The sequence below is a fragment of the Mesorhizobium kowhaii genome, from assembly GCF_003253745.1.
Lineage (GTDB): Bacteria > Pseudomonadota > Alphaproteobacteria > Rhizobiales > Rhizobiaceae > Mesorhizobium > Mesorhizobium kowhaii.
The window spans coordinates 44,437-71,219 of the sequence record NZ_MZXV01000064.1 but is presented as its reverse complement, the minus strand read 5'-3'; the positions used below and the strand labels follow the sequence as shown (position 1 = coordinate 71,219).

The window sequence follows — 26,783 nt, the reverse complement described above, 5'->3', positions numbered from 1 at the left end:
TGCAACCCTGTCGCGCAGCCTATGATCGTCGCACCTCGTGTGCGGCGCCCGAGCGGCCCTTCGGCGATTGCTGTTTCCATGTAGCGACAAAGCGACGGTAGATTTCCTCGGCGTTGCCGATCGTTTCTCGCTCGCTGTCACGCACCGACTTGTTGCTGTAGGCGGCGGCGGATCCCTTTGCCCTGCCGCCGCGACGAGACGGATAGCCGGCGGTCAATTCCAGCTCTCGGAGCTTCCAATCCAGGAGCGCCGAGCGGCTCCAGATGTAGTTCTCATCCTTGGTCAGCATGTGCCAGACGATGACTGCCAGCTTGCGTGCCGTCGCGACTGCAGCAACATGTTTGCCGCGCTTGTCCTGGATGCGCATGAAGAAGGCGCGCAGCGGACCAGGCACACCGGAAATGACCCACGCCGCCTCGACCAGCATCGATCGCGCGTGGGCTCGGCCTTGTTTGGCGATGCGGCCATGATAGGCCGGCTTGTCGCCGGACTGCCGGACCCGCGGGTTGAGCCCAAAATAGCTGACAAACTTTTCCGGTGATGAGAACCGTTCGACATCGCCAATGGCCGCCACGATACTCAGCGCGACCGTGACGTTCACGCCGGTGATCGTCATCAGTCGCTTGACCCGAGGCTCCTGGAGGGCCGTCTGCGCGAGACTCTTGTCTACTTGTGCAAGCTCACCACCAAGGCGATCGAGTTCACCGGCATGGCGAAGGACGACACGGCACTGATCCTCGGCCAGCGGCTGAGCCTCCAGCCAAGCCCTGCCTCGGTTTGAGAACAGGGTGCCCTTGTAGGGCGGGATCAGGTTGGCGTGCAGAACGGAATGGATTCGGTTTTTGAGACGGGTCATCTGGGAGACGAGCTGCGTTCGTTCCGCTACCACGCGACGACGCGTCTCGGTTTCCTCGTCCGGCATCCACACTTCGGGTAGAAAGCCACTCGCATGAAGCTTCGCCAGCACTGCCGCGTCGATCTTGTCGGTCTTGACCTTGGCCCAGGCGATGGCCCGGACCAGGATCGGATTGGCTATGACCACCCGACCCACAAAAGGTGACAATAATCGCACGATCGCACTTGTATAGCCTGTCGCCTCGATGACGATCTCGTCATCCGGCTTGAGCTTCGTGGCGAACAGCAACAGGCGGCTGCGTTCGAGATCGATCCTCCCCGCATCCCGGATTTTGCCTTTCTCCAAGATCGCATTTGAGCGAATGATCGGTGGACATCAAGGGCAATGATTCTCATTCCCGGCTCCTTTCCAGGGTCAGCAACCATGGGAGCCGGCGGGCTACACGACAACTACGGATCCGCGCTCGCAGCGCAACCGGGCAAGTCGAAGGGGGCGGCCAGATAACAACTCGAACTCTCAGTTCATCAGGTACTTCGGCCTGCCCGCCATGCGTGCTCCCGACACCCCAATCCCGGTAGGTGGACGGTAGTCGATCCATCCGTGCAAGAAAATACGGATTGGCGCGTCGCGCCTATTCATGCCTGATAACAATCGGATCGAGCAGGACCATCGGCGCATCAAGCGCCGTATCCGGCCGATGCTCGGCTTCAAATCGACGGCCACCGCAGCCACCATCCTGACCGGCATCGAAATGATTCACATGATGCGCAAGCGACAGGCGAGGTACGCCTTCCAATCCGAATCCGTCCTTGGCCGAGCAGTTCGAAATCCTCGCCGCCTGATTGACCTCGCATCAGGGCCTCTCTGTGCCCCTATTCAGCCGTTGCAACAAAACCGGTATGGGCGTTCAGTTGATCTGGTGCCTTAAATGGCAGGAAGGCCTCGCGGCCGGATCGAGGCGCATCGTATCCTCCTCCGAAGCAGCACGCGCAAGCATCGTCACAAGCCCCGAACTCTTCGCGTTCGGCGCTGTCCAATTTCCGACAATGTCCGATTTGGAGTCAGGTCCGAATTGCGATTAAATGGTTTTCGCATGTGGCACAGTACGTGCACGTCATCCGCGGACACGTGACCGACCAAGAAGAGGTCGCATAATCACCTCACCGCAACATACAGCCGCCGCGGAACAACTCACTTCGTCCCGAGCTTGCTTGTCGCCCGTCTCGTCACCACAACCGGAGCCATCGATGTCTGAAGGGCTGCCCAGAATACCTGCTGCGACCGCGCTTGCCCTTGTGACGACCACTCCGGCTCCGCCCGTGACTGACGAGGGCAAATTGACGGATTTCCTGCTCGATGACGGCATGGTGGTGGTCGTCATCCCCGATCACCTGCGCCGATCGTCGCCCATATGGTGTGGTGGAAGGTCGGCAACATTGCGCCCACGAGGGAATTCCAATGTCTGAAGCGAGTCAGGAAAAATTGGACACATTCTTAGGGAAAATGGTCGGCGATCTCGGTGCGATCGCTACGGGCGCAGGGGTCTTGCTGGGAGACAGACTCGGCCTGTTCAAGGCATTGCGCGAAGGCGGCAAGATGACGGCCGCCGAACTTGCGACACGGACCGGTACCCAGGAACGCCTTGTAAAGGAATGGCTTTCCGGGCAGGCGGCTGCGGGGTACGTCGACTACGAGGAAGTCAGTGACGAGTTCTATCTCAACGCCGAGCAGGAACTGGTGTTCGCCGATGAGGATAGCCCGGCCTTCATGGCTGGCGCATTCGAGTTCCTATCCGCGCTGTGGCTCGATGAAGAAAAGGTCAGGCAGGCATTTCGGTCCGGCAAGGGCGTTGCATGGCACGATCATAGCGCGTGTCTGTTTCGCGGCACGGAACGGTTCTTCCGGCCAGGCTACAATGCCAATCTGATCAACTCCTGGCTGCCGGCTCTGGAGGGGGTTGTCGAGAAGCTCGAACGCGGCGCGGCGGTCGCGGATGTGGGGTGTGGACATGGCGCATCGACCGTGCTCATGGCACGTGCTTTCCCCAATTCGCGCTTCGTGGGCTTCGACTATCACGCCCCTTCCATCGAGCGCGCTCGCAAGGCCGCCGAGGAGGCCGGCGTCGGCGCCAACACGCGTTTCGAGGTCGCGGCCGCCAAGACCTATCCCGGCACGTATGACCTCGTCGCTTTTTTCGATTGCCTTCACGACATGGGTGACCCAGCGGGCGCCGCGACCCATGTCCACGGGTCGCTCAAGCCGGGTGGCACGTGGATGATCGTCGAGCCGTTCGCGCATGATCATCTGGCGGCGAACCTCAATCCCGTCGGACGCGTCTACTATGCCGCGTCCACGTTCCTGTGCACGCCTGCGTCCGTGTCACAGGAAGTCGGGCTCGCGCTTGGCGCCCAGGCCGGCGAGGCGAGGTTGCGCAAGGTGGTGACCGGCGGCGGCTTCAAGCGATTCCGTCGCGCCGCGGAGACGCCATTCAACTTGGTGCTGGAGGCCCGCCCCTAGCGCGGCCGTCGCTAGAAATTGTAGCTCATCGCATTTGGTGAAGGTCGCCGCCAAATTTGGACGCACGCTTATCGGGCAAAATTTTTCAAGGCGTCACCCACCCCGTACGTCAGTTTGGGAGTTGGTAGACGTCGACAGTAGTGAAGGCGCACGCAGCCAAGCTCGCCGCCTAAGGTGCTCTCGAGGAATCCGACATCCGAATGACACGCACCGGGCTTCCGGGGGTTTTACGCAGAGATCCCTGCCGAGCCGCCTTCTCTAAACCACTGACGTCGATGTCCGGCGGCAGATTCTTTCCCATCGCTGCGGCCACAAGGCGAGCAGCCTCGCTGTAGGCGTCGTCCCGCCGAGTGCTTGGTCGACCCACTTACCTGAAGGTCCGCCGCGGAGGGCTGATCGTCTCCGGTCGCCGTCTTCATGGCGGCTGGCGTCAAAGCGGACCGCCAGTGCGAAGTCTGGGCATGGAGATCGGCACCTCGGAGGTCGAGCGGATCTGGACGGAGTTTGAAGGTGACCGCCGCAGCCTTCACAACGTCAAGCTCGTCCTATCCGGCGACAAACGCGAACAGCGCCACGCAACCAGTCGCCTATTTATCAACTCGAATGCGCCTCCCAGCATCGCAAATACGTACGTCAGTGCCATTTGGATAACCTCATCTGCTTGCAGCTTCACGACGCCTTGCGGCGCGACGCCATCTGGTAGCCTAGCCATTGGTGAATTTCGTCGGCGATGAGCTCGGCATGCGCGGTGACTTCGGGAATTCCCATCAATTCACCGACGCTGCCGCGCGCCAGCGGTCCGCTGACGAAGATGGTGTCGGTCGGTTGGCCGGATGTGCCGACTGCACGGCCATGCGCATCGGTCTCCAACCCCAGACCAATCGGGTCAAGCCGGACCAGTCCCATTAGCCCGAGAGCGGCGATTGACGTGGGTTCCGTTGCAAACTTTTCGCTTACGGCCGGCGTGTCATAGGTGACCGGCATTTTGCCGGAGAGTTGTTCATGTTCAAGGGCCGCCATTTCGACCAGTCCGTAATCCTGCTGTGCGTGCGCTGGTATCTGGCCTATGGCCTGAGCCTGCGCGACCTGAAGGAAATGATGGCGGAGCGCGGCATCGGCGTCGACCATTCGACGATCCACCGCTGGGTCGTTCACTTCTCGCCTCGGCTGCTGGAGCGTTTCAATCGACGCAAGCGCGCGGTGACCAGAAAGTGGCATGTCGACGACACCTATATCAAGGTTCGCGGAAAGTGGATGTATCTCTATCGCGCGATCGACAGCGCCGGCGACACCGTCGAGTTCTGGTTCAGCGAACACCGGGACCTGCTGGCGGCCAAACGGTTTTTCCGAAAAGCGCTTGAACGCCATGGGCGGCCCGCGCGGGTGGTCATCGACGGCAGCCAGACCAACCGCGAGGCGCTCGTCTCGTGCGATGCCGAAAACCGAATGCGCCGTCCCTCCCGGCGCGCTCCCAAACGGATTGGCATCCGCCAGAGCCGATATCTCAACAACCGCATCGAGCAGGACCATCGGCGTATCAAGCGCCGGGTGCGGCCGATGCTCGGTTTCAAGTCATTCGCAAGCGCGACTGCAACACTGGCTGGAGTCGAGATGATCCACATGATGCGCAAGCGGCAGGCGAGGTACGCCTACAATCCAAATCCGTCGATTGCTGAACAGTTTGAAATCATCGCCGCAGCGTGAAGCTCTTGCCGCCCCCTCAGTTTCTGTGCCGGTATGAAAATTTGCAACGGAACCGGAAAAACTCGTGCACCGTGCGTAGATGACTCGGCAGAGTCAATTTCTCCGCTTTGATCGGAAACACCTTGTCCCATTGGGCCGCTCTATCTCGGACCGAGTGGATATTTTTCCTAACGTGCGGATATAATTGAATGTCGAGCTTACGTTGTCCGAGACTAAATAATTGGTCGTCAGAGTTAAGTCTGGGTACCTGCTCGATCCCCTCGCAATAGCCGATGTCCCAAGTCGATAGACTGTCGACCGACCAGATCCGGACTCGGTACTCAAGCTTTTCGCCCTTGAGGACATAGTACGGTGCAGGGAAACTGCGGGCGACAATGCGAATATCGCCTCGAAGATCCCTTCTTATCCAGTCTCTCTGCGCGACTGGATCGTGCGCGCTCGCCGCTCCTTCTGACACGACATCAATCGTCCTGGCGATATCGCGATCCGACCCCAGTCGGAGAGCAACTACTAAGTCCCTAGAGAAGGAGCTCGTTACCGATCCCAAGTCTCGCACGATGTGCCGGATGCGTTGCTCGATCTCTTCGCCATCGACGAGCCGTTGCTCCTGATTCTCATCGAGCAGTCTGAGGATGACGTCTCGTTCACTCTCTCGGAGATTGGTAAGTCCTTGTATGATCGTAGGTAACGCTGCGCGCTTTCGTATGCTTTTCAGGGGCGCGCCAAAGACCTCGGCTGCGACCAAACCGAAGTCGTACCAGTCAGTGGCAGTAGAGTACTCTCCATCGGGCCGATCGAGTTCCGGTGCAGCGAATGGGGTCTTCCGTCCCACTTTTGAGGCGCCCGCATCCAATCCTGCAATACGAAGCGACCATTCGAACCCGCTAAGACGGAATTCACCCTGCCCATCCGGACTCACGAAAACTGACATTGGCGACAGTGAACGATGGAGAGTCCCTTCGCGATGAAGAATCGTAAGGGCCTCCGAGATTCGTAGCAGCCCTTCCCATAACGGCCGCCGCCGACCAACCTCTGAGAGATTGAGGAGCCAGTGATATCGACTGCGATTTTGAAGTACGTCTGACAATACGAGTCGTGTGCCGCCGTCGAGGACAGCGAAGAAATGTTTGTCGTCAGCGTCAAGATCGCGAAGCTTGACGAACAGCTCTGAGGCGCCTGGATAGCCCTGAAGCCGCATAAGCCCACGAACTTCGCGGTTCCAGAGCGCCTGGATCGCGGAGCTGTCTCCTACGGGTTTATTCCAGAGCTTGACGTAGTACAGGTCTCCAGCATCTTCGGCCTGCCACAGATCAGGTACTCCTCTCTTGGCGTCCCCACCTACGATCCGGCGGATCAGTCTATACCGCCCCACCCGTTGCTCAGCCATCCGATCCCCACCCCGCATTATTACCCGCAAGACATTGCGCGTCGTTTCGAGACAATGCGTGCAGGATATGTTTCATCTATTTCTTCGCAATTCTAGCTTAGTTGTTCGGTTCTTTTGCGCCGTGGTCAGTCGGCCCGAAGCGACCAAGGCCTCACTTTGGCACCGACACCGACGATAGCAATTGAACGGCCGCGTTCCGCTAGTGTGGGGCGAGTCCGACCTTGTATCGGCCGGCCAACCGCCAGAACCATTCCTGGTCCAGCTCTGAGACCCTTTCCGCCTCGAACAGAGCGTCTTTGCATTGATCGAATAATGCATAGCAAAGCTCTTCGTCATCATGACGTGCATTGTAGGCAATGCCATCGGCATTGACGGGGTGCCGTGACAACGCCTGCGACCAAATCTGAGACGTGTCGTATGGCAAACCCGAATGGACGATTTCTGCGGTAGCGCCGAGCACGGCGAGCCCCGGACCAGCAAGCTTGATCAATAACAGGTCCGATTTAAGTTGCAGTCGAACGTAGGCCTTCCTTGCAAGAAGGTTTGCATCAATTAGCGTGCGTCCCGGGCTTCTAAGGAAGGTTTCGGCAAATGCGCCCTCAGACCTCTTAGCGACATACAAAACTCCGTATGTCGCATCCGGCGCGTTCAATCTCCCGTCGCGAGACCTGTCGAAATATATCGGCTCGTATCCGGCGGTATAGAAGCGATAGACGTTCGTCCCCGCCGATAATGTTACCAGCTCTGGAGTTCGCTTGGCCAAATTGGAAGGCGGTAGCGGCCCGCTCACGCTCCCTGCGTGCCCATTCTGCGCGCGGCGTCGACGACCAGGTCAATGTTGCCTTCCTTAAGGACGTCGATGGGTCTGCGTCCGTCCAGTCTGTCATCCGGCTGGGCGAGGAAGTTCAGCACCGTCCAGGGATTGCTCGTCGGCAAAGCGACGCGCACTGTCTTCAGACCCGCCACAACAGCGCCATTCCGGGTGAACTGGAGCGTGGGGTAGCTTCGGCGATTGCTGGGACCGGGGACAGCTAACAGACTGCCCTCCTGCACCCGTTTGTCTATCGCCTGGCGGGAGACGCCCTGCATTAGCGTCCTGACCTGCTCCAGATCATAGGCGCCACCCGCCTGGTGCAAATCTTCCTGAGCGATCCGAACTCCGTCGAGAAGGGCCTGAGATCGCGCATCCGGCTTGAATGCGTCGCGGTTGACGACTGGAGTTCTGACTTTGTGGACATGACGAGCGGCGACCTCGCGAACAGTGCCAAATCGCGTTGAACTCGCGCGCTGGATCTTTCGGACCAACTCACTGTTTTTCGACACGATCGCAATCTTCGTTCCGGCGGGAAGTTCGAAACCCTGCAAGAATGCTACAGGATCGCCTTCTACGGTCATCATTGCGACGGTCCGTCCATGCGTCTTGCTGCGTGACCTCTTCGCCAAGGAAGGTTTGGGTTGCGGGTTGTGTGCCATATCGATCTCCTGCATCGAAACATGGTGCAGGAGAGCAACTTTGTCAACTTCGACAACTTTGCAAGCGCCTGTGATTGGCTCCGTGCCTACCCCCCGACGTTGGCGCCGGCGATCTTGAGCGTAAGGTCCATTCGGGCGAACGTCGCAGTCCGGAACCCGGCATGAATCGCGGCTGCGATTAGCGCTCCGTTCGAAACATACCGCGGCCCCAGCTTCTCGCCTTCCGGATAGCTGCACGCGAAGTTCTCTGCGATGTGTTTCACCCAATAGCTTCCGGTTCCCTTGCGTACCGCTTTCGTTGGAGTGATCCTCGTCAGGAAGGCGAGCGATAATAAGAACGCTTCAGCCGCCCCGTCGCTCACCAGTTCCTGCCTGGCCTCCAAGAAGCGCGTGTACTGTTCCCGTGCGTTCTCAAACTTGCCGTCTGGTTTTTGCTGCGGTCGGCCAACACCGATGCCCCACATCGTCAGTTTTGGATGTTTCACTGCGAGGTCGGAGAGAACCGTCTTCGCGGCAGCTCGATAAAGTGGCTTTGCCGTGGTTCCAAAGTCATGCCGCCCGAGATAGCCGATGAAGGAAGCGCCGTTAACTGTCGCGGCAACATGGGTCTCCGTCTCCGCGGCCGCCAAAGCCGCGGCATAAGTGCTGAACCCAAGAGCCCGACCGATCGCCTCGCAGCGATGAGAGGATTTGACGTTGGGCAAGCTTCGCGTGAAGTCAGCCTTGATGGAAGCAAGAGCGGATTGGTTGAATGAGATTTTCAGGTTGAACATCGGAGCATCTCCTGGAGGGCAATGCTGTTCGCCGATTACGCAGCAGCCCTAGTTGGGATGCGGTCCGAAGCTAAAATACGGAGTCTCAATAGCGACGTTTGACCCGGCGACAGGTCAGAGGTGCCTAACCCGACTCGGAATTAGCTCGGCGCTTACAGCAAGGCAACCGAATCTGTCAGGGTGCAGCCTTGGGGAGGCTTGCTGGACATGCCGAATGAAATTCTTGCGTCACTGATCTCAACAGGGGGGACCATCATCGTCGCGATCCTGGCTGCCGCGATCAGCTATGGGGTTGGGCGAGGAATGAAAACCCACGAATGGCGCCTCGGCATCGTAAGAGAGAAGGTCTCACTCCGACATCGCCTCTATACCGAATTCCTTGCAGAAGCCGATCGCCTTGTCCTCCAAGGCCTTGAAGCCAAAACAGCCCAGGCCTCCGCTTTCCATACTCTCACCGCTCGTCTATCCGAAGTAGAGTTGATCGGTTCAGACTCCGTCGTTGAAGCGGCAAGAGGTGTCTGCGGAAGCGCTTTGGCTTCGCACGCAGCTGCCGATGCTGAACCCAAGGATGCCTTTTACGACATCAAACGGAATTTCGTTTCAGCTGTTCGCCGCGAAATATCAGAGATCGAGGGCCCATCTTAGCTGAAGTCGTCCGGCTGACCGGTGTGTCCGGACACGCGCGAACGGATTGCGATATTCTGAAGCGTGGCGCGCTTTGGCAGCGATGATTTCGGGAAACGATATCCGCCGCGTCAACGCCTCAAAGATTCCATGCCGTCCCCAAGAATGATGCGCCTCGCGGTGAACGCCTCGAGGGCACCGTCAGCGAAACTTTCGAAGCTGACGAACAGCCCCCTCGTCCCTTCCAGCCGTTCGCTCAGCATTCCCCTGCATGTAGCTCGTCAGCTTCAATCCTTGCGCGATGCCATTTCGCCTCGAGCAGATATGTGATTGCACCATGCTGGAACGAGCCATCGATTTGCTCACCTGCCAGCCGAAACCCTCCCCTTGCGTCCATATTCCTTTGAACAACGCGGTAACCAGCCGCTCGAAGTGGTATCCCCTCGCGTGAGGTTCATCCGTCATGGCGTAGAGCGCCAGAAGATCTCTTCAAGGAGCGGCCGCCATGGCGCGGACAATGATGCTGCGTCGCAGCCCTGTTCACGAGGGTTTCACCCAACTTCGAATTGCCGGTTCAGGATAAAATATCGATATGATCCCGCCTTCGGACGTTCTAGGTCCTGATGGCTGCGAGCAACCCTTGACGCCCTTCGTGCGCAGGCCGTGTTGACATCGAAATGGGCATCGAACTCGGAGAAGCTTAAATGAGGAGGCAAACGGAGCGTATATTCACCCATGAGGCAATGAATCGACCGTTGTTCGAAGAACCAGGTGAGCACATCCTTCGCGAAGATCCATTCTCCGGTCCGCAAGGATTCATGGTGGGGGATGAGTTCATCCCGACGCGCATTGAGATGGCGCAACAGTACTTTGACGCCGCACACATGCTTTTGGAAACGATAAAGCGTGGCGATTGGGAGGACTACAAACTGGTCAATCCGGCCCTTTACCTCTATCGGCATTCACTCGAATTGTTGGTGAAGGATATCACACGATCGTCGCGTAGGACGCACGATCTCTCGGAACTCGCCGGCGAACTTGAGGCAACGGTCATTGCCTCGTCTGGATTTTCGGCTCCGACTTGGATCATCAAGCGGCTTAAAGAGATTGCAGCAATAGACCCCACTTCCACTGCGTTTCGCTATGGGGAAAAATTTGACGTTGCCTCGAAGCAGGCAGTGCCGCCGGTACCTGAGGCTGTGTACGTAAGTGTCCCCCACCTTCAGCGCGCAATGCTCACGCTCAACGCGGCACTCCGAGGCGGTATTGCAGAAATCGCGAATGAGCACCCGGTACATTATTTCGAAGATGACGAATAGTCGGGATTCGTCACCGAAGTGGTTTTAGCGTGTCGTCGATCGCCCTTATAGCGGCGATGATGTCCTCGAATGAAGGGAGCGAGCCGAAGATCATTCCGCCCATACTGTCGTAGTCTCGCTTGAGCGCGTCCATCATTCCGGCTGCGGGCGTCAATGAGAAGTGCCCTGCTACCGCTGCGTCCAGATCTGGGGCCGATAATACACGTGCGCGGGTTCACCATGAGGTCTTCGTCGAAGCTCTGTTGTTCGGTTTTCTCCGGGTTTCTGTCAAATTATCGGACCCTGCGGTCTTTTCGATCCACCGCAAGCTTTCGCGCTTAACGCGAGGAGACTTGGACGAAACCGTGTGTCTCATCGCCCTTCCAAGAGGCAGTTCAGGAGATGGATCGGCATCCTGCAACACCTCCCGGAGATAGGATTGCATCCATATTGGCAAGGTCGGTAGGCCGTCGCGGAGATCGTCGCGGACCGCTTGTCCTCTTGCCGGATCACTGAGCAAGTTCCGAAGCCGTGCCGTGCTGTCCGCTTCATTCCCTGACGTTATAACGTCTTGAAGCCAGTATAAGGCTTGGACGACCCGCATCGCAGGTCGTCCGGCCCAGAAAAGGCGACTTGGCGCAGCCTGCCTAAACTTGATAGTTTGGCTGCCCAGTTTTATTGGACGCAGACGCGCATCACTGAGTACAACTACTTGTGAGGGAACGGCGGTTGTGAGACCTAGATCATTCACCGCAGTGAGGCCATCGACGACAAGGCGGGCCTGATCGCGTCGACTTACAGCGTCGATTACGGCGCGTGTCTCCGGGGCGCTCGAACGACCCGTCAGGCTATTTTTGCGCGGCATGTAGTACAAGCCCCGATCAAGACGCTGCAGCTGTTGGGTTTTCACGAGGCGTTGGAGTGCCTTGTCTATGGCAGCGCGAGGTCCGATGTCGAGAAAGTCCACAGGTGTCCAGACAGCACTTGGAGCCGCTGCAATGCGGTCGAGAATTTGTGGCTTGAGATCGAGCGAAGGGCCGCGCATGACTCACCTCTTTGTCCGAAAAATGCGGTATTTTTCGGACAAAAGCAACTCCGAGCTTTACGTTGTCCGAAGGATGCGGTAAGTTTCGGACAAAGACGCCCCGGGAGGTCGAACGTGATCCGCTCCATTCATCCCTTCCCGGCACGTATGGCCCCGGAACTAGCTCTCGAAAAGCTAAACGAGCTATCGTCCGCAGGCTTAGTGCTCGACCCGATGGCAGGTTCCGGAACCGTTCTTCGCCAGGCGACCGATCTCGGTCACCAAGCGATTGGCTTCGATATGGACCCTCTCGCAGTTCTCATGACCCGCGTGTTGACGGCCTCAGTCAACGATGCCTTGGTCCTCGATCTCGCTGAGCGTGTAAATAAACGAATCGATGCGCTATCTGTTGACGAAGCCTTCCTACCGTGGATGGACAATGATCCCGAGACAGTGGCGTTTGCCGACTTCTGGTTCGCTGATCCGCAGAAAGCCGAGTTGCGCCGCATCGCTTGTGCCTTGGATCAGCTTAGCGCGGAACTCACCAGCCCGGATGAACACTTGGCGATCGACCTGTTGAAGATCGCGCTCAGCCGCCTCATCATTACCAAGGACAAAGGAGCTTCGCTGGCCCGCGACGTCTCGCACAGTCGACCGCACAGGGTCGCAACATCTAACGACTTCGCGGTCAGACCAATGTTCGATCGCTCAATTAACGCTGTAAGGAAGCGCCTGAGCGAAGCTCCACCTCCCGGTGGCGCCGCCATTACTCTCGGCGATGCGCGAACCCTGACGTCCGTCGCGGACGCCAGCGTCGACGCGGTTCTGACGTCGCCCCCCTATCTCAACGCTATTGACTACATGCGTGGACATCGTCTGTCTCTTATCTGGCTCGGCCATCGCCTTAGAGACCTTCGTGCGATCCGCTCCAACAGTATCGGTGCCGAGCGGGCACCCGATAAAGCTGACGAAGCCATCGAGCTGGCAACGATGCAGGCTGCGATGGGCGAGATCGATCAGCTTCCCACGAAATTCGCGTCGATGATCGCCCGCTATGTCCAGGACATCCGTCTTATGGTCGGCGAAATCGCACGCGTGCTAAAAGCTGGAGCACGCGCGACATTCGTCGTAGGCAATTCCTGCTTGCGCGAAGTGTTCATCAGAAATTCTGAAGCGGTCGCCACCGCTGCTCGCCTCGCTGGGTTGACGTTGATTAGCGAAACCGAGCGGCCTTTGCCGTTGCGCAGCCGCTATCTACCAATGACGAGCGAACCGCTTGGCAAGCGAATGCGCACTGAGACGATCCTCACATTCGCGCGCACCTGACTGTCAGGCGAGATTCTGGATGAACTGCAAGCTGCCCTTGTACTTGTAGAACAGCTTTGCTCGTCCGTTCGCATTGTAGAAAATCTTCACATGATGGATGGCCATCGGAAATTTCTTGGGCTCGAGCTGGCTTTTGCCCATGAACCCCTTATCGCGTGATATCGCCGCCTGATTGGCGGTACTGCCGTAATTGGCAATCGTCGAGGCAGCGTGAATGGCGAGCGTGCCCCCACCTCCGGCCATCACTGCCATGATGTAGTCGATCAGGAATTGCGGCAGCGCGTCGTTGCCGAGTTTGGCGCGAAGTGCATCCAGCGTCACAATGCTCGATGGGCCATCAAGCACGATCTGATCGAGTTCTGCCGTGTAATCGAACATGCCGAACGACATCTCGCCCTTGTCGAGCGCGACGGTTGCCTTATCGATACTGGGGTCCGACGCCACAGACACGCGACTATCTCCGATCCAGACCGGCGACCCCAGCTCACTCCGAACTGTCGCAAGCGCCAGCCGATGAAAGACGAAGCAACGATGCCAATCGGCATAGAGTTGGGTTGGGATTGTCAGTTCGAAATGTTCAAGATACGCGCCGCGCGCGCCGAACATGCGTGCCCGCTGGATGTAAGTATCCTGCTGCAACTTGTGCTGCACGTTACGCGTGAAAAACATCGACAGAAGGTTTGGGAAGGTGACGCCGCGCGAAACGATATTCCCGCCGATGATAATGGTGAACGGAGAGGAGGGCTCGGTGGCGCTATCCCCTGCTGCTATTCGGTCCCGTTCGCTGTTCAGTACCACGAGGCTCGTACGCGAAGCGTTTTCCACGACATAGCTGGTGAGTTCATCGGGATCAGCCGCCGGATACAGGTGCTGCGCCGTCGCATAGACGCTGGTAACAAGCGTATCGAAGTCCGTGCTGTCGGCCTCGGTCAACGCATGCACAGCCTCTTCGATCGTGACGCGGTCGGCCTCATGGTCGAGCTTCTTGCCGCTCGTGTGCACCAGCATCGTGTAGTTTTTCTCTTCGTCGTTCACGACCTTATTGAGGTAGGCGACCGTAACAAGAAACCGAACGAGCGCGTCCCGCGCTTCCTGCGGATTGCCGCCCTGCTGAAGATAGGTCAGGCGATAAGACACTTTCTTGTCGAGCGGAAAGAACACGTCCTGGCCCGTATATTTGGCGTGTGGTGGGAAACTCACCCACTTTTCAGTGTCATTCTTAAAGGTGTTGTTGAGGTCGAGCCGCGCGGGTGTCGCGGTGACGCCGATATAGAAGCCATCGCTGCCAATCAGCTGCCCAACGAGGTCGTTGATGGTCGTCTTCGTACCCTTGTTCACCTTGGAGTTTGGCGTGGCATAATCGGCCTCGTCATCGATCACGACGATCCTTCCTACATCTTTGAGTCGATCGATCAGTTTCTCGAGATCTCGCGCGTTCTTTTTGCAGAAAACAACCAACTCGGCGGGCTTCTGGCCGTTCGACGTCTGAAGCAACTCGGAGGAGTTGCGAGGAGCGGGGGCTAGGCCGGATGTCTTGAAGCGACGCAAATTCTGAGTGAGCAGATCGACACTATCGTTCATGAGATGGACAATGATCTTGTGCCCCTGATCGAGCAGCTTTGCCGTCAGACAGATCATCATCTCGGTCTTGCCGCTCTGCGGCTCGCCATAGATCACGAGCGCCGATGTGCTGGCCTTTGCAAGGTTGGAGACCGCGCCGTTAACCGCCACCTCGATGCTCGTCGTAGGAACGTCGGCAGTCTGCAATCGCTTCAGTTGTTTGACATACCGATCATTGAGTTTTGCTTTTGCCTTGAATTTCGCGAGATCGATTACGGCTGTCACTAAAAATCACCCTCATTGGTCGGCTGCGTTTATGGATAGAATAGAGAATCGATTTTACTATACTTCTTCGCAATTATTCAGGTTGGGAAAAATGTGCGTCCAGCTTCTACAACAGGCGGCCCCCTTTCCCATCCTATGCCTCCTAACGCAAACATCTGGTGCACGCGGATCGACACCGGTCTGACAGCTCAAACATCTGTCAGCTTTCCAGCCTCAGCTTCGCGGTCGAGGGATGGATCTGCGTCATGATCGGGCGACGCATGTGCGCAAGACTAACGACGGCCTGCCCCGGCTGCAGCGACGCAAGCGAGCGCCACATGCTCTGATCAATAGCAGGAATAGTCCGCCGCAACCGGCCGACGACGCTTTCGTCCTGAATCTTGTGCAGGATCCAGTTGTTGATCAACGCCAACACCTCATCGGGCAAATTCTGCGGCAGCTGCGTGACGAACGTTAAGCCCAGCCAACGCTTACGCCCGCGCTTAGCAATGCGGGCAACCTGCTCATACAACGTCGGCATCTGTCGGATTCGTGCCGTCGACAGAAATTCGTGTGCCTCCTCGATAATGAGATTAACTGGCGTTGGCGTCTGCCCCTTGACGCTTGCCAACTCGTACGCACGCTCCTGCTCGGTTTGCAGCTGCCGCAAAACCTGCGCGATCGCTAAGTTTCGCAGCACTGGGCTGTCGAGATCTGAAAGGTCGATGATGTTGACCCGACCTGGTTTGAGCATCGCCGGGACATCTAGGTGCGCGGCATCGGCACGATCGAAGATTTTCAACCGGTGCATGCGCCAGAGGAGGCCGGAAACCTTCATCCAGCTCGACGGGACTTTCTCAAGTTCAGTCTGATCAATGATTTCTTTGAGCTTGGCCTGCGCGTCCGACCGTTTGCGCATCAGGTCGCTGGCCCAAAATGTGACTTCACCTTTCTTGAGGTGCGCGATGCATGCAGAAACGACGTCGATTAGCAGCGCCAGGGTCAGGTGTGGATAGCCTGACTCCATTTCATCCCAATCCAGGGCCTGGCGTTCCGACTCGACGTCCTTCTTGACCGGAAAAATGTTGATGTCGCCCAGCAGGCGTCGACCGATATCATACGCGGCGAGGAAACGACCTTGTTGTGCATCGTTCATCCCGAGTATTTCTATCGCGGTCCATGGTGATAGCACGCTGAATTCGAGCGTGAACTCGGTATGTGACGGGTGGTCAGGATTGCTGGGCTCACGGCCGACGAGCGTCAGAACATGTGTGTTGGGTACGCCTTTAACGGGGAGACCCTGCGCCCTGGCAAGCGCCAGCATATCGGCATCCGCGGTCACCTCGTGCATGGTGGTGTACTCGCCTTCGGTATCGAGCAGAATGACCGCCGCCCCCTCTTCCGCGATGCCGGCGGCGTAGTTGGTGATCGTCGTAGATTTGCCGCCGCCCGTTGTGCCCAGAACCCCCGTATGCCGATAGAGTACAGACTTCTTGTGAACCGGCACCGGTACGTCGACTGTTTCGTGGCCCATTACGCGGCCGATGGCGAAATCGCCCTCCAAGCCCAGAATCGAAGACATCTCTGCATCATCAACCAGGAAGACGGGCGAATTCGGAATCGGTCGCCGATTGGCAGGCCCGATGCGACCCCCTCTTTCCTCGCCGAGCAGCTGAAGCTGAAGACGGCCGTGGTGCCCGGGCATGCCGATTGCGCCATTGACCGCCGAGATCACCATGGCGGTCGAATCAGCGCTAATACCATCCGGATCATAGAACGGTCCGGCCGACACAGTTCCGACATAGCGGCGACCGTCGGGATGGCTTTCGATGCGAAGAAGCGCCTGCGACGTTACGTTCAGAATTTTGTCCGGCGGCATCACAACCGTCACCGATCCATCGGACGAGCCGGAGGTGTCGTACAGGGTTCGCCCGAAAGATCCATCGTAAACAGCCGGCAGCTTCTTCTGACCGCCGGCCTTTTCTGACGTCTCGATCAAATTCTTCACGGCCGCGCGGCTCGTTGACGCACGGTCAGCCACCTCCGATGCATCGCTAGCCGGTTCCTGGTCTCGGTTCGCTTTGGGCATTTCACTCTCCTGAATGGGCGAGGCGCTTCACGCGCCATATTGAGTCATGACCGCCGCTGCCGGCTTGAAGATCGCGTCTGATGGGAACATCTCGCGGCAGATACCGCCGGCGAGATCGAGCAGCATCGGGTAGCCTCGCGCTTCAACAAGCACAGCATCCGCCATCGCGACGATAGCAGCTTCGCTGGCGTGTTCGGCATGGGCATAGAACACCTGACTTGACGAGTGCGGCGAGACGCGAAAGACGCCGGCGACAAGCTTCCCACTGGCGTCCGCCTGAAAGCCCTCAAGCATCCGCAGCGCTTTCTGGAATCGGCCCGTTCCATAGTGACCTTGAGTGATGACGCCGTGCATGTAGGAGTTCAGATCGTCGACGATCGCATATTCAAGGGGGAGTAACGCATCGCCGATGGTCCGCAGCAGGCGGTCGTTCGATCCGTGCGGAACATAGACGAAGCGCTTGTGGTCGAGCAGCAACTCACGAAAAAGCGGAACGGACAACTCGATCAGTTCGGGCATCCCAGCCCCCGTGAGCAATTCCTTCGGCAGGGGATGGCCATGGCCCATCCGCCATGGCGCTTCTGCCTTGCGCGCCATGACCGCCAACTCGGCATTGGCCATCAATCCGCGTCGCAGCATGTCCGATACGCCCGCTTCCTCGGCATCCTCGGCTGCTTTGCGTTGGGCAAGCAAGGCGAGCGTTCGATCAAGCGCGGTGCGTCCTGAGACCTTGACGTCCTTCTGAAACACTCGGTGGCCCCAGGTCCCATGGTCGCCCAGATAGGTCGCAAGTGCTATGGAGGTCTGAAAGATCGTCATCGGAAGCGTCTGATGAACGACCGACGCCCCATCAACGGCTTGGACATGCCCGCTGAATAGCAAGTGCTGCTGAACTGTCCGCAACTCGCCAAGTTCGACTTCATGAACTCCAGCATCACGGGGAGCACCTTCGCGGCGGGCGATCAAAGGGAAGGCCTGCTCGCGAATGTCGCGGCGGGCTTCCATTTCCCGGACTTGCGCCGCAATAATCTCCCTCTGCAGACGATCAAACTGCTCCGCCATCCGGTGGGCGGGGTCCCAATTGTCGATGTCGAGCGTGTCCTCAATGCGCTCGCCGGTAGCGTCCTCGTAGCTCCGCCCAGCTGCCGATCCCGCTTCGCGTGGCGCCGATTTAGCTTCATCTTGGTCGACAGCAGAATTAGCCATGCGCCGTTCCTTTTATCCTACATATGCCGCTCGCGCTCTATCTTGGACGCCGCCTTGCGAAGTTGCTCCACTAAGGAAGGGCGATTGCGGCCCGCAGCGTTCACGATACGCGGCGCGTGACGATCGGCATCGCCCGGTGACAGCCCAAAGGTTTCTATCAAGCAGGCGGTGGCCGCTGCCCGATCGATGCGCCCACTTCGACCAAGCGTGCGGGCAATGACAATGCCTATAGGGGCGAGGGCAAGGAACGCAGCCTCATCGGCTTCATATTCCATGACTTCCGCGGCGGCTGTCAGTGGTACACCGTCGTCCCGTTCCATCACGTCCGCAAACATGCCGAGCGGGCATCCCGACAAAATGCCCGCAAGTTGTTCCGGTGCCGTCGGCGCTCGAAGGCCATCGAGTACGTCAATGATCGCCGGGCCAAGGCGAGCGATCGCGAGTTCGCGCCGCGTTAAGTAATGACCTGCAAAATGGGCCAGTTCATGCGCGAGAGCGAACCTCACGAGCGCTGAATCATCTTCGTCGAGAAAAATCATACCGAAGCCTCGGTGGGCAACCAAGCAGCCGCGCAGGCGTCGTTTTCGTAGGGACGCGGCTGCGCGACCGGTCGCGACAGCCAGCGTCTGGACGACGTCCGCGGTGGTAAGGCCAGCGCGGACAATGATCGAAACGGGCAAGGTCAGCGGTGCGCATTCGGCGAGATCACGCGGAAAGCCGGAGCCGACAAAGTCGGCTCCGGCTGTAATTCGCGCTGCAACTGCGGCGGCGTCAAACGCCATCAATCGGTATCCTGTTTCTCCTCGTCCACGTCGAGCGCGGCGATCAGCATTTCGCCGTCGTCATTGGCATTCGCGAAGGCCTTTGCGCTTTCAGCGAAACGTAGCATATTGACGAGGGCCAGTGGATTAACGCCCAACGCGGTGGCCAACTCCATTGCCGCCCCGGGTATTGCAGCGCCTTCCGGCCGCGGTGTTACCGCGAGCCGCCACAGCTGGTTCTCATCACAACGCAGCTCGACGGTGGCCGAGCGCCCTGGATTTGCACGTTCCCAAATCGCCAGAGCACTACCGACGAAATCGGATCGATCACGCGCCGCCTGGGCCATCGCGCGCCCCAGACGTTCGGTCTCTGCTGAATTTCGGTCCATTGTAATCTCCGTATTAATCATGCCTTCGTCCCCTCCCCAAAGCGGCGAGCTCTGCCGCGGATACGCTCCAACCGTCTTCCCGCTTCCTCTAGCCCAGCTTCATCGGCGGTCAAGCCGAGAGCTTGAGCGACTACGGGCACCGAACTCGCACCCACCTTTATGAGGTTGACGATGACTGCGTCGCCAGGATCCTTCACCAATTGGTCGCCAAATCGCTCCCAGTCGATCTGCTGGATCATTGAATCCTCGTCGTCGACTGTCGCTAACGGATCATCAGAAGTATTTTCGATCGCCGAATACGTACCCTCATGTTTTGTGCGGCGAGCCTGCGAGCGCCGAAGGGTCATAGCTTTGCCTTTGGCGATAGCGGCGAGGTACGTTGTCAGCTCAGCGAGCTGAGGATTGTAATTCGTCGGGGCAGCCAGATATTTGAACAAGGCGTCGAAGCAGGCCTCTTCGACATCCTGATGGTCATGGAGACCAGCTACGTCGCGCTTAACGATGGCAACCAGCGACGCAATGACCAACTCAACGATCTTCGAGGCGGCACGCGTATCACCCGCCAGAAGCTGACCATGTAGCGTCAGGAGTTCTTTCTGTTTCGACATTCTAGTCCTCTCACCGTCCGGTCGACGTCACCGGCTGATTCGGTGCCGATCTTTGTTCGACGTCATATATCTGCCGCTCAACGGCGAATCTGGACGCGCGAAATAGGAATTTTTCGCCGTTACAGATTATGCACGAAAGTCAGCTCAAGAACCGATGGCTTGGAAAGCGACGCGTGAACGATACCGCGGCACCGCGAAAGCTGCTGGATTCAGGGCAAGGTGACGGCCGTTTTCGCCCTAGAGTGAAGCGCTCGACTTGATCACGACCCAGCAATTGCCAACCAAAATCGTCATCCGTGATGTCACGAAAGACAAAGCCGAGCACCTTTTCGTCTTGATCAGCCCACCATGAAAGCTCCTCTGCCATAACCCGAGCCAAGGACCTGCGCCTGCCAAGGGAGTGGAGATCGAAGGGCGTCGCGCGATGTGTTTGCTGGAGAAGATAGTCCTCCTGGCGCTGCGCTCTTTTCGCGTTTCGCCGTTTATCCGACTCGAAACGGTGCCTTCGACATGAGCCGAATGGCGGTTGCGATCGCAAAATGTGCATCGTGGGCAAGAACATCTTCGGCGAGCTCTCCGCCGGTGACGGAACGCCTCACCAAATTGTCCGGGTCGTTTACGTTCCGGAAATGAGAGAGCGGGTTGCGGAGGTCCGCCAATCGTTTGAGATCAGTGACCTCTCCCGAGGAGAGAAAGCCGTTGGCTGAGCTTCGCCTAAGGGTTTCATGAAAACCCACCTTCGGCGGAAGATCCTCTCCTGCTACATGCAGAAACCCGGCCAGAGTATTTTCCGCAAGCGATTGGCAAAGTAAAATGGTCGCGGCGAAATTGCCGTGGACGAATGACGACCGGGCCTCGATCAACGCCGTATGAGCTACAGTTCCTCCAAAGAGAAGCGTTCCGCCAATCCCCAACGAGCGTCCGTGATCGATCAAATAGTGATACCGGCCGAGTCGGCCTGCTAGGTCATCGTGCAGGTCGGCCAGTAGTAGTTGGAGAAGTTCGACGTCCGACGGAGTTGAAAAGAGATCATCAGTGTGATCGTCTGCATCGATTTCGTTCATGTTCCGCTCGTGGGCACCGTGGAGACCGCACACCACCCGCGATGAAGCAATTTTTCGCAGAAATCTGCATCCCGCCAATCGCTTCAAAAATGGTGCCGGTCAAGTCTTTCCAATGCCATCGCTTGTGTCAGAAAAATAGCCCGTTTCTGACAGCTTTCAACAAAGGGGGATTTTTAGTTGGTCGAATTTTGTGCGAGACATCCCCTGCCCGTCATCTCGCGCAGTCAAGCTCGTTTCAACGAGGTCGAGCGTCTCCCGTTTTCTCACTTTCAGCCTGTCCTGGATCAGGCCAGACCAAACGAGGGCCGGCTGATTTCGATCCATGTCCGAAATAAGCCGACAAATTTCGGACAATGCCTACACGAGCGCCAACTGTCGGCCAGTTGCGTCGTCAACGCCCCGCTATTCGCTCGTCTCGCCTCCAAAGTCCTCATTGCCGGCTGCAAAGTCGGGCATGATGTCGCCGCCCAGCAACTTCTCCTTCGACAGCAGTCCGGCATCCTCGAGCGCCTCGAAATCCGGCAGGTCGCGCAGCGTGTCGAGATCGAACTACAGGGGAATTCCTTGGTCGTGACGTAGGTGTAGGGCGCGCCCGGCGTCGGGCTACGCGGACCGGAAGCGATCAGGCCGGCGCCGCGCAGATGACCAATAAAATCGCGACTGATCTCCTTGCCGAAGAACGACGACAATTCTCCACGCGTGATCGGCTGGAAGTAGGCGATGCACATCAGCACCAGCACGTCCGACTGTGTGAGGTCCGCGGCACGCCCGTTGCCGCCGGCGGCCGTGCCAAATGCACTGCGAATAGCGTCGGCATAGGCCGGCCGGGTCAGGTGCCGAAAACCGCCGGCGACGGCGACCAGGTCGTAGGGCCGGCCACGCAGCTCTTCGCGGATGTCGTCGATCAAAAGATCGATGCTGCAGCTCTTGCCGACGATGCGTGCCAACGTTTCGCGGCCGACCGGTTCGCTGGCGGCAAAGATCGTTGCTTCGACCCGATTCATCCATTCGCGCCAGCGCGCCTCCGGCGGCAGATGATCCAGTTCCCGATCCAACAAATGGTCATTTGGCCGGCCGTCGTCTCCTTGCGCTCCTCCCCTTCTCCTACGTGCACTCCCCGTCATCGTCTTCACAGTCCGTAGATGCGGAAGGTGGGGCGGCCGGACAGCTCGCGTACGGCGCCGAGCTCGACCAGCCGGTCGAACAGGCGGCGTAACCCACGGTCGCTCATACCCGCGATCTGTTCCGAAGCGACGATCGCGTCGTGGGACAGCAGCTTGCCGACGACGAGGTCCGCTGCCTTGGCCCTAAGTTTCGGCGCGACGCCAAGCAACCGGTCCGCGCGGCGCTCGAGCTCCGCGGAAAGATCAATGGCGCGCAACGCGGCGCGCGCCTGCGCGGTAAGCAGATCCTTCCCACGTTCAGGATCTATCCCAATGCTTGTCGCCACGGAGCTGGCTGCCGATCGACGCGGGCGGGCGCTTGGCCCCAAGGCTGCCTCGGCGCCCAGCAGCGGCACCGCGTAGGCCCAACCCACCCGTTGCGCCACCAGGGCGTCCGCGAGCCAACATCCGAAGGCTCGTGCGAAGCCATACCTTTCGGCGGCCGTGAATGCGCCGGTCAGCATGCCGACCATTCCGATGTTCGCGGAAAGCTGTCGAAGATCATCTGCCAGTTCGCCGACTGCGTCGTCGTCGCGGCGGAGACCGAGGTCATCCAGCACCGCGCCGATGCTCGCCTCGGTCAGCAGTTTCTCGGCAGGCGTGCCGGCCAGCCGGTGCCAGGCAAGCAGCATCGATCCGGCGGGGCCGACGGACAAAAAATCGCCCGGGCGTGTGAGCAGCACGGCGTCGCGCAGCGCGCCTTCGTCCTCGACGCGCCCTGCCTGCCGTGCCGTGACCGCAGCCGCCAAAAGCGCCAGGCGCTGCCGCCAGGCGCCGGCCCACCGCTCCTGCCGGCGGACCACCGCATCGAGCGCACCGATGGCGGCGCCGGCCGTGACCGCAATGTCCTCGATGCCTTGTCCCGCAACCGTTTGGGCGTCGAGGGCGGCCCTGCGCAACCAGGTCGGCACCGTTGCCATCGAGGGGGCACGAACAAGCGTGGTGGCGTGGTGGCGCGGAGCGGGTTTGGGACGCAGAATCATCGAAAGCACGATGAATCATGGCGGCGCTTTTAGCAACTGAAATGGCCGAAAAGCGCTGTGCTTGTCGCGCGCCAACAACGAATGATAATCTTGCATTATCAGTCGTTTAACTCTACTCCTTCCACTTGCAACAGGTTAGCCGGCCAACATCACTCTTCGGGACACCCGGACGACGGCTCGGTGCAGCCACTCAACGTCACCCGTCTTCTCGTCGCGACTATCGCGGTACCCGGAGTTGGTCGCGGCGACCTGCTTCCGAGACACCTTTCGAAGAGGCCGAGCCCGGATCACCAACTCTAAATCCCGCGTGATTGCCTATTCTATAAACCCTCCGTCAAGATTGCAGCGGCCAGAAGCCGCCCCAGCCAAATCATCACAGCGCCCGCCCAATCGAACCTGAAATCATACCGGCCGGCGGACTTGCGCGGGGTGGGCCAATTTTGCACGCGGCCAGTGGAGCTGGCACGTGAAAGAGCACATGAATAGGCGTGTCGCCAATATTTTCGCATTGCTCTAACCGATTATAGTTGTGACGAGCGATTTCAGCCGTTTACTTGCCGCTCAAGTCACGCATAAAAGAAGGCAGCACCGATTCGGTAGCTTATCCCCTGTCTTTCTCGTACTCGCGGCCCGTGGCGCCGAGTGGACGATTGAAGATCGCCGGTCTCACTAGCAGGTGGGCACAAGGGCCTGGGGCCGGTTGGCAAGCCACAGGAGTAGGACAAATGTCGAAGGATTCGGGTAAGGGCGATAATCACGGCGGCGGGCCAGGCAAGGTCGAGATCACAGTGGTGGTGAACGGCCAGCCCACGCAGGTCGAAGCCAATCCCAACCAGCCGCTGCACGTCGTTCGTACCAAAGCCCTTGAAAACACGCAAAACGTCGCCCAGCCGGCCGAAAATTGGGAATTCAAGGACGAGGCCGGCAACTTGCTCGACGTCGACAAAAAAGTTGGCGATTTCGGTTTCGCGAACATTGTGACCCTGTTCCTCAGCCTGAAGGCGGGCGTAGCAGGTGCCTGAAATCCAAACTGTGGACCCTGCGGTCTCTCGAGCGAAGTTCGATCGGCAGATCGGCTGGTTCCAAACACAGGCAGGTGTTTACCGGGCTCAGGGTTGTTTCCTGATCGAGGCGAGCTTCCCTACCGCCTTCTTCATCTTCGCGCCGCCCAAGATAAAGCCACAGATAATCGGTGCAACTGTCGAGATCGACTTTTCCAATTACGACCTGCGACCTCCGTCGGTGGTCTTCGTCGATCCCTTTACGCGCCGGCCGATTGCCCGGAAGGATTTACTGCTAAGGATGCCCAGACGACCGCATCTACCCGGAACCCCGCCGGATATGATTTCGGTCCTCATGCAGCAAAACGCTCTGCCCCTATCCGACTTCATCCAGGCCAACAGTGCGGAACACACTCCATTCCTGTGCATGGCAGGCGTCCGGGAATATCACGACAATCCAGCCCATTCAGGTGATTCATGGCTTCTCCACCGGGGTTCTGGCGAAGGCTGTTTGGCCTTTATCCTGGACAAGATCATCAAGTACGGGACCGGCCCCGTGGAGCAGCTTCAGTATCAGTTCCAAATCTCAGTGGGAGCCATGGTGGCACCCCCACCCGCCATCCCGGAATGAGCGCTTTGACGGATGTAACGACCGTGACTCTCCCGCGCGGCTGCATCTCGACCACGCATGCGCATCTGCGCAGAGTTGGTCGCGAGGGCAATGAGGGGATGGCGCTCTGGGTCGGCGTTCAGCAAGACCGGCACTTTGCCGTAACAGAGACCGTTATCCCGGCGCAGCATCACATTCGGACAAGCGATGGCGTTTGCGTAATAGTTCCGGCCGAAGAACTGCACCGGCTCAACGTCTGGCTCTACAAGCGCGGCCTGAAACTCTTGGCCCAGATCCATAGCCATCCGGGCCGCGCCTACCATTCGACAACCGACGACGCTTATGCGGTCGCTACCACGGTTGGGTGTCTGTCCCTGGTAGTGCCGAATTTCGCCCGCGAGCCTTTCGATCTTGCTCGCGTCGCCGCCTATCGACTTGACGCGAAGGCGAACTGGAATGAGGTCCCCTCGGCGGCACTGACGCGAATGATCAAGATAACGAGTTAACCATGGCACTTGCTAATTTCATCGACCGCGCCGCCACGGCGGCATCTCAGGTACTGGCCGACTTTCATCTGGAGGACTTCAAGGCAGCTCTCGAAAGACAGGTCGTGGCTGTGGCTTTCGATAGCCAGGCCGCCTCACGTGCCGAAGGCCAGGCGACGCTTGACCTTACGGTGAGGTTGCTCGCCAGACTCTATCCGGTTCTGGCAATACTTCCCCTGGAAAGCGGGGCGAGCCCTCAAGCCCAAGCGCTGGAGCGCTTGGCAAAGTCGATCAATCCAAAAATTGGTATCCGACGCTCCGGCAAATCTGCCACGGTCTGCGTAGTTGCAGGCGCGGTGCACCCATCACTCCGGTGCCCGACCTTTTTCATGGGATCGGACGGTTGGGCGGCAAAGCTGTCGCGTACGGGTCCCGTGGGCTCTGGCTCGAGTTTGCTGCCCTATGGAGCGGGCGCCGCCAGTTGCTTCGGCGCCGCCAACGTCTTTCGAACCATCTTCGCCGCCCAGCTGACCGGCGCCGAGTTGGACGAAACCATCGACCTCTCCTTATACAGCTACAACAAGACCAAAGCCGGCGAGGCAGGTCCGATCGACTTCCCTGCCGACTTTGGCGAAACGCACCTCGTTGGCCTCGGCGCGATAGGCCATGGCTCGCTTTGGGCGCTAGCGAAACAACCCGGTCTCATGGGTCGTCTGCATGTAATCGATCATGAAGCAATCGAACTCTCAAACCTGCAGCGCTACGCATTGGCCGGCCAGGCGGAGATTGGCATGTCCAAGGCGGTTCTTGCAGCCACCGCCCTTAGATCGGCTGCCCTTAAGGTCGAGGCGCACCCGCTGACGTGGGCAGAATATGTTGCGCGCCGGGGCGATTGGGTCTTCGACCAAGTGGGTGTGGCGCTTGACACCGCCGCCGACCGTCTGGCTGTCCAAGGTGCACTGCCCCGATGGATCGCGAATGCATGGACGCAAGAGCACGATCTAGGTATTTCCCGGCATGGTTTCGATGACGGCCAAGCTTGCCTTTGTTGCATGTACCTGCCGTCCGGAAAATCCAAGGACGAGCACCAGCTGATTGCCGAGGAACTCGGAATACCGGAAGCACACGAGCAGGTGAAAACGCTCCTGCAGACCAATGCCGGAGTTCCCAACGACTTTGTAGCTCGGGTGGCTACAGCGATGGCTGTGCCGTTTGAACCGCTAGCCCCGTTTGTTGGCCAGCCCCTGCGCTCCTTTTACCAGCAGGCTATCTGCGGCGGTTTGGTGTTCCAGCTCAGTGATGGAAGTCGCCTCGTTCGAACCGTGGTTCCAATGGCCTTTCAGTCAGCGCTTGCCGGGATTATGCTTGCCGCGGAGCTGGTCAAACATAGTGCGGGTTTTCCCGTAAGCCCGACGACGAGCACTCGCGTGAATCTTCTGCGCCCCCTTGGATCTCACCTGCATGACCCGAAAGCCAAAGATTCCAGCGGCCGCTGCATCTGTAGCGACGAGGATTTCATTGCCGCGTATAGGCGCAAATACGGCAAGACCGGTGAACAGCTGAGTCTCGGTTAGCAGAGCAGGGAGACGGGTCGTGCGCGATGACAATGCGGGCAGTT

Annotated in this window: 24 protein-coding genes and 4 pseudogenes; 11 read left to right on the top strand and 17 right to left on the bottom strand. The window is 58.7% G+C overall.

Going from position 1 to position 26,783, the window contains the following annotated elements:
• Positions 1-19 precede the first annotated feature (19 nt).
• Positions 20-1,251, bottom strand: a pseudogene (locus B5V02_RS30490) (IS110 family RNA-guided transposase).
• Positions 1,252-1,502: 251 nt separating this feature from the next.
• Between B5V02_RS30490 and B5V02_RS30485 the strand changes: the two are divergent.
• From B5V02_RS30485 to B5V02_RS42795, 3 genes and pseudogenes are all read left to right on the top strand, one after another.
• Positions 1,503-1,698, top strand: a pseudogene (locus B5V02_RS30485) (DDE-type integrase/transposase/recombinase); the annotation flags it as partial.
• Positions 1,699-2,314: 616 nt separating this feature from the next.
• Positions 2,315-3,373: a class I SAM-dependent methyltransferase gene (locus B5V02_RS30475; RefSeq protein WP_111547730.1), complete on the top strand. Its 1,059-nt coding sequence runs from the start codon at positions 2,315-2,317 to the stop codon at positions 3,371-3,373.
• A 365-nt stretch (positions 3,374-3,738) separates the two neighbouring features.
• Positions 3,739-3,924 (top strand): annotated as a pseudogene (locus B5V02_RS42795) (transposase); the annotation flags it as partial.
• A 118-nt stretch (positions 3,925-4,042) separates the two neighbouring features.
• On the opposite strand, the gene B5V02_RS30470 reads toward B5V02_RS42795, so the two are convergent.
• Positions 4,043-4,393: a hypothetical protein gene (locus tag B5V02_RS30470; protein WP_111547729.1), complete on the bottom strand. Its 351-nt coding sequence runs from the start codon at positions 4,391-4,393 to the stop codon at positions 4,043-4,045.
• Between B5V02_RS30470 and B5V02_RS30465 the strand changes: the two genes are divergently transcribed.
• Complete coding sequence (locus tag B5V02_RS30465; protein ID WP_111547728.1) at positions 4,376-5,077, top strand: IS6 family transposase; 702 nt, start codon at positions 4,376-4,378, stop codon at positions 5,075-5,077. The two genes, B5V02_RS30470 and B5V02_RS30465, sit on opposite strands and share 18 nt — an antisense overlap.
• A gap of 16 nt (positions 5,078-5,093) precedes the next feature.
• Here the strand turns inward: B5V02_RS30465 and B5V02_RS30460 are convergent, their stop codons facing one another.
• From B5V02_RS30460 to B5V02_RS30445, 4 genes are all read right to left on the bottom strand, one after another.
• Positions 5,094-6,464 (bottom strand): serine/threonine-protein kinase, encoded by a 1,371-nt coding sequence (locus tag B5V02_RS30460; protein WP_111547747.1) that lies wholly within the window; start codon positions 6,462-6,464, stop codon positions 5,094-5,096.
• 199 nt (positions 6,465-6,663) lie between these two features.
• On the bottom strand, positions 6,664-7,254 hold the full coding sequence (locus B5V02_RS30455; RefSeq protein WP_111547727.1) for an RES family NAD+ phosphorylase: 591 nt from the start codon (positions 7,252-7,254) through the stop codon (positions 6,664-6,666).
• On the bottom strand, positions 7,251-7,937 hold the full coding sequence (locus B5V02_RS30450; protein ID WP_245446289.1) for a hypothetical protein: 687 nt from the start codon (positions 7,935-7,937) through the stop codon (positions 7,251-7,253). The genes B5V02_RS30455 and B5V02_RS30450 overlap by 4 nt, the downstream gene beginning before the upstream one ends.
• Positions 7,938-8,023: 86 nt before the next feature.
• Positions 8,024-8,710: a hypothetical protein gene (locus B5V02_RS30445; RefSeq protein ID WP_111547726.1), complete on the bottom strand. Its 687-nt coding sequence runs from the start codon at positions 8,708-8,710 to the stop codon at positions 8,024-8,026.
• Between the two features lie 207 nt (positions 8,711-8,917).
• Here B5V02_RS30445 and B5V02_RS40255 point away from each other — a divergent pair, with 207 nt between their 5' ends.
• Together B5V02_RS40255 and B5V02_RS30440 are read left to right on the top strand one after the other, a co-directional pair.
• Complete coding sequence (locus B5V02_RS40255) at positions 8,918-9,355, top strand: hypothetical protein (RefSeq protein ID WP_146606178.1); 438 nt, start codon at positions 8,918-8,920, stop codon at positions 9,353-9,355.
• Between the two features lie 683 nt (positions 9,356-10,038).
• Complete coding sequence (locus B5V02_RS30440) at positions 10,039-10,653, top strand: hypothetical protein (protein WP_111547725.1); 615 nt, start codon at positions 10,039-10,041, stop codon at positions 10,651-10,653.
• A 214-nt stretch (positions 10,654-10,867) separates the two neighbouring features.
• On the opposite strand, the gene B5V02_RS41970 is transcribed toward B5V02_RS30440, so the two are convergent.
• On the bottom strand, positions 10,868-11,677 hold the full coding sequence (locus tag B5V02_RS41970) for a DUF6088 family protein (RefSeq protein WP_111547724.1): 810 nt from the start codon (positions 11,675-11,677) through the stop codon (positions 10,868-10,870).
• 114 nt (positions 11,678-11,791) lie between these two features.
• Here B5V02_RS41970 and B5V02_RS30430 point away from each other — a divergent pair, with 114 nt between their 5' ends.
• Positions 11,792-12,982 carry a class I SAM-dependent methyltransferase gene (locus B5V02_RS30430; RefSeq protein WP_111547723.1) on the top strand — a complete coding sequence of 397 codons (1,191 nt, stop codon included), beginning with the start codon at positions 11,792-11,794 and terminating at the stop codon, positions 12,980-12,982.
• Between the two features lie 3 nt (positions 12,983-12,985).
• On the opposite strand, the gene B5V02_RS30425 is transcribed toward B5V02_RS30430, so the two are convergent.
• The 10 genes and pseudogenes from B5V02_RS30425 to B5V02_RS30385 form a co-directional block, all read right to left on the bottom strand.
• Positions 12,986-14,827, bottom strand: a complete 1,842-nt coding sequence (locus B5V02_RS30425; RefSeq protein ID WP_111547722.1) for a Z1 domain-containing protein — start codon at positions 14,825-14,827, stop codon at positions 12,986-12,988.
• A 199-nt stretch (positions 14,828-15,026) separates the two neighbouring features.
• A complete protein-coding gene (locus B5V02_RS30420; RefSeq protein ID WP_111547721.1) occupies positions 15,027-16,895 on the bottom strand; it encodes an ATP-binding protein in 1,869 nt (622 codons plus the stop codon).
• Between the two features lie 27 nt (positions 16,896-16,922).
• A complete protein-coding gene (locus B5V02_RS30415) occupies positions 16,923-18,101 on the bottom strand; it encodes a hypothetical protein (protein ID WP_146606177.1) in 1,179 nt (392 codons plus the stop codon).
• 17 nt (positions 18,102-18,118) lie between these two features.
• Complete coding sequence (locus B5V02_RS30410; RefSeq protein ID WP_111547719.1) at positions 18,119-18,883, bottom strand: hypothetical protein; 765 nt, start codon at positions 18,881-18,883, stop codon at positions 18,119-18,121.
• Positions 18,883-19,272 (bottom strand): hypothetical protein, encoded by a 390-nt coding sequence (locus B5V02_RS30405; RefSeq protein ID WP_111547718.1) that lies wholly within the window; start codon positions 19,270-19,272, stop codon positions 18,883-18,885. The genes B5V02_RS30410 and B5V02_RS30405 overlap by 1 nt, the downstream gene beginning before the upstream one ends.
• Positions 19,269-19,859: an RNA polymerase sigma factor gene (locus B5V02_RS30400; RefSeq protein WP_111547717.1), complete on the bottom strand. Its 591-nt coding sequence runs from the start codon at positions 19,857-19,859 to the stop codon at positions 19,269-19,271. Before B5V02_RS30400 ends, B5V02_RS30405 begins: the two co-directional genes overlap by 4 nt.
• A gap of 139 nt (positions 19,860-19,998) precedes the next feature.
• A complete protein-coding gene (locus B5V02_RS40250) occupies positions 19,999-20,226 on the bottom strand; it encodes a hypothetical protein (RefSeq protein ID WP_146606176.1) in 228 nt (75 codons plus the stop codon).
• A gap of 115 nt (positions 20,227-20,341) precedes the next feature.
• A complete protein-coding gene (locus tag B5V02_RS30395; RefSeq protein ID WP_111547745.1) occupies positions 20,342-20,923 on the bottom strand; it encodes a hypothetical protein in 582 nt (193 codons plus the stop codon).
• 402 nt (positions 20,924-21,325) lie between these two features.
• Positions 21,326-22,047: pseudogene (gene scpB, locus B5V02_RS30390) on the bottom strand (SMC-Scp complex subunit ScpB).
• Between the two features lie 5 nt (positions 22,048-22,052).
• Entirely contained in the window at positions 22,053-23,069 is a 1,017-nt protein-coding gene (locus B5V02_RS30385) for a DUF1403 family protein (protein WP_111547744.1), read from the bottom strand.
• A gap of 725 nt (positions 23,070-23,794) precedes the next feature.
• Between B5V02_RS30385 and B5V02_RS30380 the strand changes: the two genes are divergently transcribed.
• The 4 genes from B5V02_RS30380 to B5V02_RS30365 are packed head-to-tail and all read left to right on the top strand — an operon-like array spanning position 23,795 to position 26,739.
• Entirely contained in the window at positions 23,795-24,091 is a 297-nt protein-coding gene (locus B5V02_RS30380; protein ID WP_167458731.1) for a DUF2604 domain-containing protein, read from the top strand.
• Entirely contained in the window at positions 24,084-24,701 is a 618-nt protein-coding gene (locus tag B5V02_RS30375) for a putative metal-binding protein (RefSeq protein WP_111547716.1), read from the top strand. The genes B5V02_RS30380 and B5V02_RS30375 overlap by 8 nt, the downstream gene beginning before the upstream one ends.
• A 23-nt stretch (positions 24,702-24,724) precedes the next feature.
• Positions 24,725-25,186: a Mov34/MPN/PAD-1 family protein gene (locus B5V02_RS30370; protein ID WP_245446287.1), complete on the top strand. Its 462-nt coding sequence runs from the start codon at positions 24,725-24,727 to the stop codon at positions 25,184-25,186.
• A gap of 2 nt (positions 25,187-25,188) precedes the next feature.
• Positions 25,189-26,739, top strand: coding sequence for an E2 ligase fold family C protein (locus tag B5V02_RS30365; RefSeq protein ID WP_111547714.1), 1,551 nt, complete (start codon positions 25,189-25,191; stop codon positions 26,737-26,739).
• Positions 26,740-26,783 lie beyond the last annotated feature (44 nt).